Origin of the sequence: Dysgonomonas sp. UBA7710 (assembly GCF_002482385.1) — a bacterium.
Taxonomy (GTDB): domain Bacteria; phylum Bacteroidota; class Bacteroidia; order Bacteroidales; family Dysgonomonadaceae; genus Dysgonomonas.
This window is the reverse complement of sequence record NZ_DLFW01000038.1, coordinates 1-14,706: the sequence shown is the minus strand read 5'-3', so window position 1 is coordinate 14,706 and position 14,706 is coordinate 1. Positions and strand designations below refer to the sequence as shown.

Sequence of the window (14,706 nt, the reverse complement as noted above, 5' to 3'; positions counted from 1 at the left end):
ATATAATGGCCATAAGCGTATGGGACAGAGCAAAGGTAACAAGTATTTAAAATTGAAAATACTGTTACTTTTGTTACCTTTTTGAAATAGTTACGAGTTACAAGTTGGCTGGCGTCTTATTTTGTTTCACGCAAAGACGCAAAGGCGCAAAGTTTTTATATTTTACCAGTTGTTAATTGATGACTGATAACTGTTCACTGTAAATAGTGTAACCTTTGTTACCTTTTAACAAGTAGTAAATTTTAAGTAATAAGTTGAAAGTTATATGAGATACGAGTAGACAAGACACGAGATACCAGTTGTTTACTGATAACTGTTTACTGATATATCTGTTACTTTTGTTACCTTTTGCGCCTTTGCGAGAGAATATTGTTTATTTAAGAAAAAGTAAGGAGGGTATGCCCTATAAGGAAAACCATGAAAATATTTGTAAAAAGCTTCTGAAATAAAAAATAGAACTATGATAAAAGCAGGAATTATAGGGGGAGCCGGCTACACTGCCGGAGAACTGATAAGGATATTAATCAATCATCCGCAGGTGGAATTGGTATTTGTAAACAGTACAAGTAACGCGGGTAATAAACTCACGGATGTACATAGCGGATTGTTAGGCGATACGGATATGAACTTTACCGACCAGTTGCCTTACGATAAAATAGACGTTTTATTCTTTTGTACGGCGCACGGTGATACCAAGAAGTTTCTGGAAACGAATGAGATCCCCGGACATCTGAAAATTATAGACCTGTCTACCGACTACAGACACAAAGCCGAAGGAAATAAATTCATTTACGGCTTACCGGAACTGAATAAAGAAGAGATACGGAAATCATCTTATATCGCTAATCCCGGATGTTTTGCCACAGCCATACAGTTAGGCCTGTTGCCACTGGCGAAGGCCGGATTGCTGAATACGGAAATCCATGTGAATGCTATCACAGGCTCCACCGGGGCGGGAGTAAAGCCGTCGGCAACCTCCCATTTCAGTTGGCGGGAGAATAATATCTCTGTTTACAAGGCTTTCGAACATCAGCACCTGACCGAGATACGCCAGTCCTTAACTCAGTTACAGACCGGTTTTACAGAAGATATTAACTTTATACCTGTCCGTGGTAATTTCACCAGAGGTATATTTGTTTCTACTTATCTGAAATTTGACGGAACTATTGAAGAGGCCGCGAAATTATATCAGGATTTTTACAAGGAAAGTCCTTTTGTCGTTGTCTCCAATAAAAATATAGATCTCAAGCAGGTGGTAAATACAAATAAGTGTATCTTGCATTTGGAAAAGCACGGGAATAAGCTGCTTATCCTTTCCTGCATAGATAATCTGGTAAAAGGTGCGTCGGGACAGGCAGTACATAATATGAACCTGATATTCGGATTAGACGAAACAGAAGGGTTGAAGATGAAAGCTTCGGCTTTTTAGAAAAGTATTAAGTTGTGAGTAATGAGTAAAAAGTAAGAAAGGACAAAATATGCAAGATTTTCATAGTCTTAAAATATGGAAAAGGTTCATATTTTGACTCTAATGATATACAAAGTATCGCTTTCTTTTCCAAAAGAAGAGACTTATGGTTTAACTTCGCAACTCAGACGTTCTATAATTTCTGTTCCTGCAAATATTGCAGAAGGTGCTGGAAGGAACACAAAACCTGATTTTGTCCAATTCTTAAATATAGCTTTAGGCTCATTGAATGAAAATATTTATTATATATTGTTAGCAAAAGAGTTGGATTATTTGAAAGATGAAGATTATTTGATGTTGGAATGTGAAATGAATGAATTGAAAGCCATGTTTATAGCTTTTATCAGTGCTGTAAGGAAGTCGGTAGTATCCTGACTTATTACTTATTACTCACAACTTAATACTTACAATTATGAAATTTGAAGTAGACTCCCAAACCCTGAAAGACCTTGAAATCTTTGACACAGTCAAAGACGGTACGTCTGTATTCAGCCTGTTTAATCACACTCAGTGTTATGGTGGCAGGAGGATACTCTATAATTTTTTGTCCAATCCTCTGACCGATCTGGAAAAGATAACCGAACGGACAGACACAATCGCGTTCTTTCAGAAATATTTGCCCGAAGGCCTGAGCGTGGATAAAGATTCTCTTGATTTTACAGAATATTATATCCGGCATGGTGATTATCCGACACGTATTCCTACATGGTTTACAGCCCTGGAGAGGATGATAATGGACAGGATAAGTACGAATACCGAGTACTATTTGGTAAAGAAAGGAGTTGGCTCTACTGTCGACCTGTTGAAAACAATATATGCTTTTTCCCATGTTTTGGCAGATAAGTTTAAGGAAAATAATTATCCGAAATTGCTGGAAAAGAATAACGAAAAGGTCTTGGAAATATTTTCTTCGGACGACTATGCCGGCATCATTAAATTGGGGCGGAAAATACCTTCTTATGAGACATCCCGGCTCGATTATATGTTTCGCTATACTCACAAAAAAGATATTCTCTTCTTTCTTGACCTTATATACGAATACGATGCTTTTCTATCCATTGCAAAAGCCGCTGATAAATACGGACTGTCGTATGCCGAAATGCTTCCGGCCGATAATAACCGGCTGGAGATAGATGGTTTATACCATCCCTTTGTAGAAGAGGCTATTCCAAATGATATGGGCTTTGAAAAGCCATCGAACCTGTTATTTATATCGGGGCCGAATATGGCGGGGAAATCCACTTTCTTGAAAGCGCTGGGATTGTCAGCATATCTGGCGCATGTGGGATTCCCTGTTCCTGCAAAGAGGATGACTTTGAGTATATTGTCGGGATTGTGTACTACAATTAATATTTCCGACAACCTGAGTTCCGGTTACAGCCATTTTTATGCAGAGGTGATGCGTATCAAGGATGTTGCCCGTCAGCTGAAAACACATCGGAATATGCTGGTGATCTTCGATGAATTATTCAGGGGTACAAATGTGAAAGATGCTTATGACGGCACATTGGCTGTAGTGAATGCATTTACGGAGGTGAAAAGTTCGTTCTTTGTTATATCTTCCCATATTGTAGAAGTGACCAAAGAGCTGGAAGCCAATAAGAATATAGAATTTTCTTATTTCGAGATTCTCGAACAGGACGGACATCCTGTCTACACATATAAGCTGAAAGACGGAATTTCGCCGGTCAGGTTAGGAATGTACATTATCCGGAAAGAGAACTTAATAGAAACAATTAAAGAAATAAATAATATATAAATCAACAATGAAACTATTCGATGTATTTCCGCTGTTCGACATCAATGTCGTGGAAGGTAAAGGATGTTATGTGTATGACGATAAGGGTAATGAATACTTAGACCTTTACGGAGGCCATGCTGTAATATCGGTGGGGCATACACATCCTTACTATGTGGCCAAACTTACAGAGCAGTTGAATAAACTCGGGTTCTATTCCAATTCTGTAATAAATAAGCTGCAACAGGAACTGGCGCAAAAGATGGGGGAACAATGCGGTTATCCCGATTATTTTCTGTTTCTTGTAAACTCAGGCGCGGAAGCAAACGAGAATGCAATAAAACTGGCTTCGTTCCATAATGGACGCATGAAAGTACTCTCGTTTAAGAAAGCGTTTCACGGACGTACTTCGGTTACTGTTGCCACAACGGATATCCCTGCGTATTCAGCGCCTGTAAATCAGTCGGAGAATGTAGTGTTCGCTCCCTTTAATGATATTGAATTTGTAAAGAAGGAGTTGGCCACAAAAGAATATTGCTCTGTTATTATAGAAGGTATTCAGGGCGTTGCAGGCATCCAAATACCATACGATGATTTCCTGAAAGAACTTCGCGAAGTTTGTACCGAAACAGGAACTATCCTGATTCTGGATGAGATACAATCCGGATATGGCCGCAGCGGTAAATTTTTCGCCCATCAGTATGCGGAAATACAAGCCGACCTGATAACTGTTGCTAAAGGTATCGGTAACGGCTTCCCGATGTCGGGAGTTTTGATTAATCCGATGTTTAAAGCTGTATACGGACAATTGGGAACCACATTCGGGGGGAATCATCTGGCTTGTGCGGCAGCTATCGCAGTACTTGACATAATGAAGAATGAGAAGCTTATCGAAAACGCTTACAATGTCGGCGAATTCCTGATGGAAGAACTTAGAAAATTCCCTCAGATAAAAGAAGTACGCGGACGCGGGCTTATGATAGGTATGGAGTTTGACGAGCCTATAAAAGAAAAACGGACGAAGCTTTTATTTGAAGAAAAAGTTTTTACCGGAGCTACAGGTACACACGTATTTCGTTTACTGCCTCCGCTTTGCCTGACAATAGAACAGGCAAAAGAGTTTCTCGAAAGGTTTAAAAAAGTGCTCTGAAATATGTGAAGGCTGGTGCCACTTCTTTATGGGGGAGGAGCCAGATAGGTAAACGGCCAGAGAGGGATATTTCTCAGGATGAAAAACAGGATAACTGTAATCAGAAGTGTATATCCGAACCAGGGTTTGAATACAAAGCTTTTCAGATACTTTTCCTGCCCGAGTATATAAACCCTTACAGCCAGATAGTAGAAGTAAGCCAGAAAGGGTCCCGCTACGATAAAGAATATATTATAGCGTAAAGCCTCTGATATATCTCCATGCAATAGGAAATGCAAAGCCCGTTGTCCGCCGCATCCGGGACATTCTAATCCGGTAGCCGCTTTGAATGTACAGGGCGCGTTGTCTCCCGCCATATTATAGATTGCATAATAAACGACTATAATAACGATCGGGAATAAAATGGCTGATATAAGCAGTATATACTTCTTCATAAAAAAGGAAAGGTAATTCCATTGAAATTACCTTTCTGTATTATAATATTTAAATTTAGTAGCTATTAAGCTCCGTACTGATCCATCATAGTCTGATATTGCTCCATGATAGCAGAAATACCACCTGCCAATATGATAGAAACAATAATCCAGACAATTGACAGAACAATTGTACCTATGGCTATTAATGACAATAATTTAGCATTCTTGGCAGCGCTCTCTGCCCCGGCATAATCTCCGGCAAAATATTTGGAATCTACCTGAGTGGAGAATACTATGGCAATAATACCGAGGATAAAACCGATACAACTGACATATCCGCAGCAGGTTATCAAACTTACAACTGTAGCGATGATAGCTAAAATCAAGTTATTATTTGGTCTTGGTGGTTTAGCCGGGTTTTCCCAACTGTTAGCTTCTTGAGCAGGTTCTTGATAACCTTGGTTGCTAAATTCTGTCATGGTTATGATATTATTATTAAAAAAGTTTGTTAATACTGGTCAAATATATATAAAAATATAACATACAAAAAGAAAAATTAATCATAACTTCGTTATCCGGTTTAAATAAGTACCAATGAAAGTAAAAGTTACACTGTATTCCCTTATTGTATTGGCCATGATTGTTTTTATCTGTGCCGGAGTATACGTGGCTTTTATGAATGGATACATCCGTTTGAATTATCCGTCTTTTAAAGATTATCCGGTACAGGGTATTGATGTTTCACATCACCAGCAAGAGATAGAGTGGGATAAGCTGGATAAGAAAAAGGTTCAGTTTGCCTTTATCAAAGCCACAGAAGGAGGCAATCATAAAGATTCCATGTTTCAACTTAACTGGCGCGAAGCCCGTCAGAATAAGATACTGTCGGGAGCCTATCATTTCTTTACTTTTTGTAAAGACGGAGAGGAGCAAGCCCGGAATTATATACACTACGTCCCTCGTGATAGTATAGATTTACCACCTATTGTCGATCTGGAGTACGGTGGCAATTGTAGTCCTGCAAACCGGAAGGAGGATCTAATCGCTGAAATAGCCAACTACTTTGAGATTATAGAGGACCATTATCAACGCAAGGTGATTATTTATACTACAAATGAATTCTATAAAAATTATCTGCAACACCAATTCCCGGATAATCCGATCTGGATACGTGATATTATCGCAAAACCCAATTTACCTGATGGCCGTGACTGGCTGTTCTGGCAATTCTCGAACCGGGGGCGGATAGACGGCATAGATACCCCGGTCGACCTGAATGCCTTCAATGGAAGCCGTGAAGAATTTGAAAAACTTTTAAATAGAAAAGCTGTTGTAAGTGAATAAGTTATTTTGAAAATAAGAACTGAACTATATGAAAGAAGTTAAGCGAATCTCAGAAAATGAAAATTATACGGCAATTAATATCGGCGGTTTAGATAATTTGAATGAGTATTCACTTATTCATCCCAGGAATAGGCAGGAGATAACAGGCAAGGTTTTCCTGAAAGAAGCGACAGGTGCGACAGGTACTGAAATCTCATTTCAGATGCTACCCCCAAGAACAGATCTTTCCTATTTTCATATCCATAAACAAAATGAAGAGACTTATATCATATTAAAAGGGTCCGGTGATTTTCAGGTAGATGAGGATTGCTTTCCCATAACGGAAGGCAGTGTGGTGAGAATATCACCGGCAGGAAAGAGATGCCTGCGTAATTCTTCTGATGAAACAATGATTTATATGGTTATTCAGTCAAGGGAAGATTCACTGAATCAGTATAGTTCTGCTGATGGGGAGCGGGTTCTTTACGATCCTAAATGGAGATAACGGAGGATACGGGGATTTACTTATTTTTAAATTTTTGAAATAAAAAAGACAAAATGTTTGTTTTATTCAAAAAAGTATTACTTTTGTATCCATAATCATAACAAGGTTATTGAAATGAAGAATTTTTCTACATACTTTTTCTTTTTTTACTTTTACTTTTTTAGAAGGTGAAACAGGATTTTGTATGAGAAAATTGAAAATAAAATAAAACAATCAGATATATAGAATCCTGTCAAGTATGACGGGATTTTTTTTTGGCAATAACTAAACAAATGAGAAAAGTTGCAATACAAGGAGGACTGGGAGCATATCACGGCATTGCCGCTGAGAATTTCTTTGAAGAAGAGGTCGAAATAGTGCCCTGCATTACATTTCGCGATATCTTTACTACCATCAAAAAAGAGCCGAATACAATTGGTATTATGGCTATAGAAAATACCATTGCCGGGAGCCTTTTGGGTAATTATGAATTACTGAAAGAGAATAAGCTTCCTATTGCGGGTGAGTTTAAGCAACGTATATCTCATTGTCTGGCAGCCCTTCCCGGACAAACCATCCATGATATAAAGGAAGTGGAATCGCATCCTATCGCGCTGATGCAATGTACTAATTTTCTGGATACATTACCCGGGGTACGCATTATTGAACATGAGGATACAGCTCTGGCAGCGAAAGATGTCGCCGAAAAGCGTTTGCATGCTACGGCTGCTATATGCAGCGTGAGAGCAGCTGAAATTTATGGACTGGATATACTGGCGAGAGGAATTGAGACGAATAAGCACAATTTTACTCGCTTTCTTATTTTTGGCAATAAATGGATTGTGGATGAGATTCAGCTAAACGAGGTCATAAACAAATCATCTATTGTGTTCACCCTGCCGCATACTGAAGGAAGCCTTTCGAAAGTATTGTCTGTATTTTCTTTCTATGGTATCAGTCTCACCAAGATACAGTCTTTGCCGATTGTCGGGCGGGAGTGGGAATATCAGTTTTATGTAGATCTCAAATTCTCGGATTTGGAGCGTTATCACCAATCGCTGGATGCTATCCGCCCCCTGATAAGTGAACTAAAAACACTGGGTGAATACCCGGAAGGCCGTCAGAGCGAACTTTAAATAATTATGAGTTATAAACTTAACAGGCTATCAGCTATCAGCTAATGGCTATCAGCTTAAAAAATGAAAGAAATAATACCCGCCGACCGCCTGAATACAGTGCAGGAATACTATTTCTCTACCAAATTGAGAGAAGTAGCGGAAATGAATGCCGCAGGGAAGAGTGTTATCAGCCTTGGCATTGGCAGTCCCGACCTGCCTCCGTCAGAAGAGACTATTGAAGCTCTGGGCGAGTCTGCCGTAAAGAGCGACGCACATGGCTATCAGCCGCATATGGGTATCCCTCAGTTGCGTGATGCTTTTGCAGCCTGGTACAAACGTTGGTATGGAGTGACGATCGATCCGGCAAAGGAGATACAGCCGTTAATTGGTTCAAAAGAAGGTATCCTTCACATCTCTCTGGCGTTTCTCAATCCCGGAGATGGGGTCTTGGTACCAAATCCCGGTTATCCTACATACACATCTGTAAGTAAGATGGCAGGCGCGAAGATTCATACATACGATCTGGATGAAAATAACAACTGGCAGCCCGATTTTGAAGCATTGGAAAAAATGGATTTATCCGGTGTAAAGCTGATGTGGGTTAATTATCCGAATATGCCGACAGGCGCGAACGGTTCGTTAGGCCTGTTCGAAAAGCTGGTTGTATTTGGCAGGGAGCATGGTATTGTCATAGCCCATGATAATCCGTATAGCCTTATATTGAACGAGAACCCGCTTAGTATCATGCAAGTGGAAGGTGCTAAAGAGATTTGTATCGAATTAAACTCAATGAGTAAATCGCATAATATGCCCGGATGGCGTATCGGTCTGGTTGTTTCCAATCCTCAGTTTATAGGGTGGATACTCAAAGTGCTCAGTAACATCGAAAGCGGTATTCTAAAACCCATGCAAATGGCTACTATTGCCGCATTGAATAATTCGGATGAATGGCATAGGAAAAACAATATAGAACTATATGCAAATCGCCGTAAATATGCTGCTGCCATAATGGACGAACTGGACTGCACATATGATGAGAATCAGGTGGGTATGTTTCTTTGGGGAAAAATACCTGCGAAGTATAAAAGCAGCGAGGAACTGGCTGATAAAATTTTATACGATGCCGGAGTATTCCTTACACCCGGGTTTATATTTGGGAGCAAAGGAGAAAGATACATCCGTATATCGCTTTGCTGCAATGAATATATGCTGAAAGAGGCACTGGAAAGAATAAAGAAATTACAATCATAAAAACTCAGATAAAATGGAATTAGAATCAATCTTACTGCCGGGAGTTGACCCGGAACGTCCTTTGGTGATCGCGGGCCCGTGTAGTGCCGAAACGGAGGAACAAACATTAAATACAGCCCGCCAACTGGCAGCTGATGGTATCAAAATTATGCGTGCAGGCATCTGGAAACCTCGGACAAAACCCGGAGGATTTGAAGGAGTGGGCAGTGAAGGTCTTGCATGGTTGAAAAAAGTGAAGCAGGAAACAGGGATGTATGTCTCAACTGAAGTTGCTACACAGAAGCATGTATATGAAGCATTGAAGTACGGTATTGATATGCTCTGGATAGGAGCCCGCACTACGGCTAATCCATTTGCCGTGCAGGAGATTGCAGAAGCCTTGCAAGGCGTGGATATTCCTGTACTGGTAAAGAATCCGGTAAATCCCGATTTGGAATTATGGATTGGAGCACTCGAACGCCTTAGCAATGTAGGGTTGACTAAACTGGGTGCGATCCATCGTGGATTCAGTTCGTATGATAAAAAGATTTACCGTAATCTTCCCCAATGGCATATCCCTATCGAACTGAAACGTCGTTACCCTGATTTGCCTATCATTTGTGACCCAAGCCATATCGGAGGTAAGCGCGATCTGATCCAGCCTCTTTCTCAACAGGCCATGGACCTGAATTTCGAAGGGCTGATTATTGAAACACATTGCGATCCTGATAATGCATGGAGCGATGCTTCGCAACAAGTGACACCATCGAGATTGAAAGAGATTCTTTCGGTTTTGGTTATCCGTGATGGTAAGCAGTCGACAGAAGACTTGTCTGTATTGCGCAGGCAGATTGACGAAATAGACGACCAGTTGCTGGAACTACTGGCTAAACGTATGCGTATTTCTTGCGAGATAGGTACATTCAAGAAAGAGCATAACATGACCATTGTGCAGACCGACCGCTATGATGAAATACTAAGCAAGCGTATTTCCCAGGCAGAAGGTATGGGTATGAATCCGGAATTTATGCGTGTGGTTCTGGAAGCGATTCACGAAGAATCCGTAAGACAGCAAATAGATATTCTGAATAAATAAATATCTGTTTATCAGTTATTAAGTAAAGGGTGGGTTTTATTCACCCTTTATTTATATATCTTAATAGTGTATTGCAACAGATATCTGATATAATTCGTCATAGAAGGTTTTCCATATATTAATAATTATAACAAAGTTCCTGCCTCAGATAATGCTTGTTAGCATTACGGTTGCAATTATGATATTTGCAATGTTTATATGGCATAAAATCTCAGAATTTGTTTACATTTGCATCTATCACCTATAGAATGATTATATGGAAAATAATAAATTTTTGACGCTCATCCGGGAGGGAATAGTTAATAACTGGGAACGTCCGGCATTGACCGATTATAACGGAGAAACATACCTATATAAGGATTTTGCAAAAAAAATAGCGCAATTACATATCTTGTTCGATGATCTTGAGGTTCAGAAAGGAGATAAAATCGCTATCTGTGGCAAGAATTCGGCTAACTGGGCTGTAGCCTTTTTCGGCTCGCTTACTTATGGTGCTGTTATAACTACGATTCTGCATGATTTTAGCGGAGAGAATATACATACACTTGTAAATCATTCCGAAGCGAAAGTCCTGTTCGCGGATGAATATGTATGGTCCAAGGTAGATCCTGTACAAATGCCGTCTGTGGAAGCTATTTTACTGATAGATGACTTTTCGGCGCAGAAATCGCGTTCAGCTAAATTTTTGGAATCATGCTCTCACTTGGAACAGACATTCAATGTTAAATATCCGAAAGGATTCTCACAGGAAGATGTCATCTTTTATGACGAGTCTCCGGATGAACTGGCAGTACTTAATTATACGTCAGGAACTACCAGCAATCCTAAGGGAGTGATGATCCCATACCGGAGCTTGTGGTCTAATACCCGTTTCGCAATAGATAGTATCGAATTTGTGAAAGCGGGTGACGGCATAGTATGTATGTTGCCTATGGCGCATATGTACGGGTTGGCCTTCGAGGTATTGCTTTCTATAGCCAAGGGGTGTCATATACATTACCTGACCCGTGTTCCATCACCGCAAATAATTCTGGATGCTTTTTCTAAAGTGAATCCAACATTGGTGCTGGCTGTGCCGCTTATTATCGAAAAGATAATACAGAGCCGTGTTTTTCCTCAGTTGAAGAAGCAGCCGGTCAAGACGCTGATTAAAATTCCTTTCTTCAGGGAAAAAGTGTATAAGAAAATTGCGGAAAAGCTTGTGCCTGTCTTTGGCAATAAGCTGGTTGAGGTAGTCATTGGAGGAGCTGCATTAAATAAAGAAGTAGGTGCTTTCCTCACGGATATAAGGTTCCCCTACACAGTTGGTTATGGTATGACCGAATGCGGCCCGCTTATTTCCTATGAATATTGGGAAACATATAAGCAAGGTTCGTGTGGCCGCCCTGTCGACCGTATGAGTGTCCGCATAGAATCGTCCAATATGGAAACCGAAGCCGGAGAAATAATAGTGAAGGGACAAAATGTAATGTTGGGATACTACAAAAATGAAGAAGCGACCAACCAGGTTCTGGATAGTGCAGGATGGTTGCGTACCGGGGATTTGGGCGTGATGGACCGTGATGGGTTCTTATTTATTCGAGGCCGTAGTAAGACAATGATACTCAGTGGGTCGGGACAGAATATCTATCCGGAAGAAATTGAAGACTATTTCAATAATTCACCTTATATTGCCGAATCACTTGTAATCGAGGAAAATGGTAAACTGATCGCTCTTATTTATCCTGATAAAGATTATTTGAAGGCGCATGATGTGAAAGAAGAGGATTATTCTGCTATTTTTGTGGCTGAATTGAAAGCGATAAATAAACGCCTGCCGGGATACAGTCAGGTGGTGAATTTCAGATTGCAGGATCAGGAATTTGAAAAGACGCCGAAGAGAAGTATTAAACGCTTTTTATATCAAAAGAACTTATAATTTATAACTCATAACTCATAACTAATATAGACTCATGTCAGTAGACGATAAAAAGATTATTTTTTCAATGATGGGCGTCGGTAAATTATACCCGCCACAAAAACAAGTATTAAAGAACATTTACCTGTCATTCTTTTATGGAGCCAAGATCGGCATCATCGGCCTCAACGGTTCGGGTAAATCCACGCTGTTGAAGATTATAGCCGGAATAGATAAGGAATATCAGGGTGAAATAGTATCGGACAAAGGCTTTTCGGTAGGATATCTTGAACAGGACCCGAAGCTCGATCCTGCCAAGACCGTGAAGGAAATAGTACAGGAAGGTGTACAGCCTATCATGGATTTGCTGAAAGAATATGAAGGCATTAATGAAAAATTCGGATTGCCTGAATATTACGAGGATGCAGATAAAATGGACGCTCTGTTTGCCCGTCAGGCAGTACTGCAGGATAAGATAGATGCAAGCGACGCATGGAATATAGACAATAAGCTCGAGCGTGCGATGGATGCGCTCCGTTGTCCGCCCGAAGACCAATTGACCGCAAACCTTTCGGGAGGGGAAGCACGCCGTGTCGCACTTTGCCGCCTGTTGCTTCAGGAACCGGATGTATTGCTACTCGATGAGCCTACCAACCACTTGGACGCGGAGTCTATCGATTGGTTGGAGCAACATCTTCAACAATATAAAGGTACAGTAATCTGTATCACCCACGACCGCTACTTCCTCGACCATGTTGCCGGATGGATTCTTGAACTCGACAGAGGGGAAGGTATTCCATGGAAAGGAAACTATACATCATGGCTTGAGCAAAAGACCAAGCGTATGGAGCAGGAAGAGAAGCAGGCCAGTAAGCGCCGCAAAACCCTCGAACGGGAATTGGAGTGGGTGCGTATGGCTCCAAAAGCCCGTCATGCAAAAGGTAAAGCCCGTTTGAATGACTATGAGAAGATGCTGAATGCCGACCAGAAAGAACGGGAAGAAAAACTGGAAATATTTATTCCTAACGGCCCGCGTCTCGGTAACAAGGTAATAGAGGCACATGGAGTAACCAAGGCTTTCGGTGATAAGCTCTTGTTCGATAATCTTGAATTTATGCTGCCGCCATCGGGTATTGTCGGTATTATCGGGCCGAATGGAGCGGGTAAAACCACCTTGTTCCGTTTGATTCAGGGGTTGGAGAAAGCTGATAGAGGAACATTTGAAGTTGGAGAGACTGTAAAGATAGGTTATGTAGATCAATCGCATGCAGATATCGATCCTAATAAGACTGTCTATCAGGTTATTTCGGGGGGAAGTGAGTTTGTCCGCGTAGGAGGAAAAGATATTAATGCCCGCGCTTACTTGTCCCGCTTTAATTTCTCGGGAGGAGACCAGGAAAAGCTCACGGGTGTACTTTCCGGCGGGGAGCGTAACCGTTTGCATCTGGCATTGACTTTGAAGTCGGAAGCCAATGTATTGCTACTTGATGAGCCTACCAATGATATCGACGTAAATACATTGCGTGCTTTGGAAGAAGGCTTGGAAAACTTTGCAGGTTGCGCCGTTGTGATATCGCATGACCGCTGGTTCCTCGATCGTATCTGTACGCATATTCTGGCTTTTGAAGGCAATTCGGAAGTATTTTTCTTTGAAGGCAGCTACAGCGAATACGAAGAAAATAAGAAGGCACGTATGGGTAATGTGGAGCCAAAACGTATTCGTTACAGAAAATTGATTAATTAATTACCGGGTGGTCGGTTAAAAGGCTGCCGGATTCATAACTTACTGCATCTTTAAGGTGTGGACTGAAAGATTTTTAAGAAATGACTTTAATCCGGAAGCGATCCGGTTAAAGTCATTTTCTTCTTCTTCTTCTTATTATATACTCTTCCGTATAAAAAAGAAGAATATAAAGAAAAGCCTGTCTCACGACAGGCCTTTTCAAATGAACCTAATTCTTAGATTAGGTTGCTTTACCAATATTAAATATGCAAGCAAAGTTAAACCTCAATTTTAAAGATTTTTTGAAGATTGAAAAATTTAAAAATAAAAATATGATTTTAGGGCATACCCTCGAATAAAATATGCCTGTCATCCCGACAGGCATATTTGTAAATGAAGCTATTATAGTTATTAAAGGAAATTACAATAACACGAGATATAAAGACAATAGACAAATGTGTATTGTAAAAACCGGCTTCATGAAAAGCACAAACGTAAAACTACAAGTTGCATTATGAAATATAATACAAGTATAAGTGGCAATTTAGAAGTTTTTTTGAATTAATTCATAAAAATGAAAAATTCCATGAAAATACAACAGCCTGTCAACCGGATTTGATGTTTTTCGTTCTTTCCCGGCATATTTATTTGTTATTTCAATAACCAGATAGCAAATCTTCAAAAATTCTACAAAATTGACAGGTAAATTTGTAACCGTAAAGTTTAATCCTGACGGTCAATAGCCCTTTAACCGGGTCTGACCGTGTCATAGTAAGAAAATTAAATTAATCTGGAGAAAGTCTGTCGTTATGACAGGCTTTCTTTGTTTTACAAGTTATCGCGGAAATAAGAATAAAGCGGCTTCCGCAATTCAAAGTTCTATATTTTCATGAAATTCAAAAAATCTACAAAATTGAGCTGTATTCTTGTCATGTTTTATATTCAATCAGTGATTGAGTATGCGAGTATGAATAAAAAACAACGAGATTATTTCAAATGGGAAAAACAGCAATTTTTTCTATGCTGACAGGCGGGCTGCCATTGCTTGCCGCAGCCATTGTAC

13 protein-coding genes are annotated in these 14,706 nt (G+C 40.2%); 11 read left to right on the top strand and 2 right to left on the bottom strand.

Annotated features, from left to right (window positions below; genetic code table 11):
• The first annotated feature begins 460 nt into the window (after window positions 1–460).
• From argC to B3317_RS11585, 4 genes are all read left to right on the top strand, one after another.
• Window positions 461–1,429 carry an N-acetyl-gamma-glutamyl-phosphate reductase gene (gene argC, locus B3317_RS11600; protein ID WP_291111631.1) on the top strand — a complete coding sequence of 323 codons (969 nt, stop codon included), beginning with the start codon at window positions 461–463 and terminating at the stop codon, window positions 1,427–1,429.
• 75 nt (window positions 1,430–1,504) lie between these two features.
• Window positions 1,505–1,843 (top strand): four helix bundle protein, encoded by a 339-nt coding sequence (locus B3317_RS11595; protein ID WP_291111629.1) that lies wholly within the window; start codon window positions 1,505–1,507, stop codon window positions 1,841–1,843.
• A 37-nt stretch (window positions 1,844–1,880) separates the two neighbouring features.
• Window positions 1,881–3,227 carry a MutS-related protein gene (locus B3317_RS11590; RefSeq protein ID WP_291111627.1) on the top strand — a complete coding sequence of 449 codons (1,347 nt, stop codon included), beginning with the start codon at window positions 1,881–1,883 and terminating at the stop codon, window positions 3,225–3,227.
• Between the two features lie 7 nt (window positions 3,228–3,234).
• The gene (locus tag B3317_RS11585) at window positions 3,235–4,356 is read left to right on the top strand and encodes an aspartate aminotransferase family protein (protein ID WP_291111625.1); all 1,122 of its coding nucleotides are present in this window, start codon (window positions 3,235–3,237) and stop codon (window positions 4,354–4,356) included.
• A gap of 26 nt (window positions 4,357–4,382) precedes the next feature.
• Here B3317_RS11585 and B3317_RS11580 read toward each other — a convergent pair whose 3' ends face one another.
• Window positions 4,383–4,790 (bottom strand): DUF2752 domain-containing protein, encoded by a 408-nt coding sequence (locus tag B3317_RS11580; protein WP_291111623.1) that lies wholly within the window; start codon window positions 4,788–4,790, stop codon window positions 4,383–4,385.
• Between the two features lie 65 nt (window positions 4,791–4,855).
• Window positions 4,856–5,251 (bottom strand): CD225/dispanin family protein, encoded by a 396-nt coding sequence (locus B3317_RS11575; protein WP_291111621.1) that lies wholly within the window; start codon window positions 5,249–5,251, stop codon window positions 4,856–4,858.
• A 115-nt stretch (window positions 5,252–5,366) separates the two neighbouring features.
• Between B3317_RS11575 and B3317_RS11570 the strand changes: the two genes are divergently transcribed.
• The 7 genes from B3317_RS11570 to ettA all read left to right on the top strand — a co-directional run bounded on the left by B3317_RS11570 (window position 5,367) and on the right by ettA (window position 13,664).
• Window positions 5,367–6,116, top strand: coding sequence for a GH25 family lysozyme (locus B3317_RS11570; RefSeq protein ID WP_291111619.1), 750 nt, complete (start codon window positions 5,367–5,369; stop codon window positions 6,114–6,116).
• A 28-nt stretch (window positions 6,117–6,144) separates the two neighbouring features.
• On the top strand, window positions 6,145–6,600 hold the full coding sequence (locus B3317_RS11565; RefSeq protein ID WP_291111617.1) for a cupin domain-containing protein: 456 nt from the start codon (window positions 6,145–6,147) through the stop codon (window positions 6,598–6,600).
• A gap of 272 nt (window positions 6,601–6,872) precedes the next feature.
• Window positions 6,873–7,715: a prephenate dehydratase gene (locus tag B3317_RS11560; protein ID WP_291111615.1), complete on the top strand. Its 843-nt coding sequence runs from the start codon at window positions 6,873–6,875 to the stop codon at window positions 7,713–7,715.
• A gap of 63 nt (window positions 7,716–7,778) precedes the next feature.
• On the top strand, window positions 7,779–8,948 hold the full coding sequence (locus B3317_RS11555; RefSeq protein WP_291111613.1) for a pyridoxal phosphate-dependent aminotransferase: 1,170 nt from the start codon (window positions 7,779–7,781) through the stop codon (window positions 8,946–8,948).
• Window positions 8,949–8,961: 13 nt separating this feature from the next.
• Window positions 8,962–10,023: a bifunctional 3-deoxy-7-phosphoheptulonate synthase/chorismate mutase type II gene (locus tag B3317_RS11550; protein WP_006799604.1), complete on the top strand. Its 1,062-nt coding sequence runs from the start codon at window positions 8,962–8,964 to the stop codon at window positions 10,021–10,023.
• A gap of 256 nt (window positions 10,024–10,279) precedes the next feature.
• On the top strand, window positions 10,280–11,941 hold the full coding sequence (locus tag B3317_RS11545; protein WP_291111609.1) for an AMP-binding protein: 1,662 nt from the start codon (window positions 10,280–10,282) through the stop codon (window positions 11,939–11,941).
• A 34-nt stretch (window positions 11,942–11,975) separates the two neighbouring features.
• Entirely contained in the window at window positions 11,976–13,664 is a 1,689-nt protein-coding gene (ettA, locus tag B3317_RS11540; protein WP_291111607.1) for an energy-dependent translational throttle protein EttA, read from the top strand.
• Window positions 13,665–14,706: the final 1,042 nt, after the last annotated feature.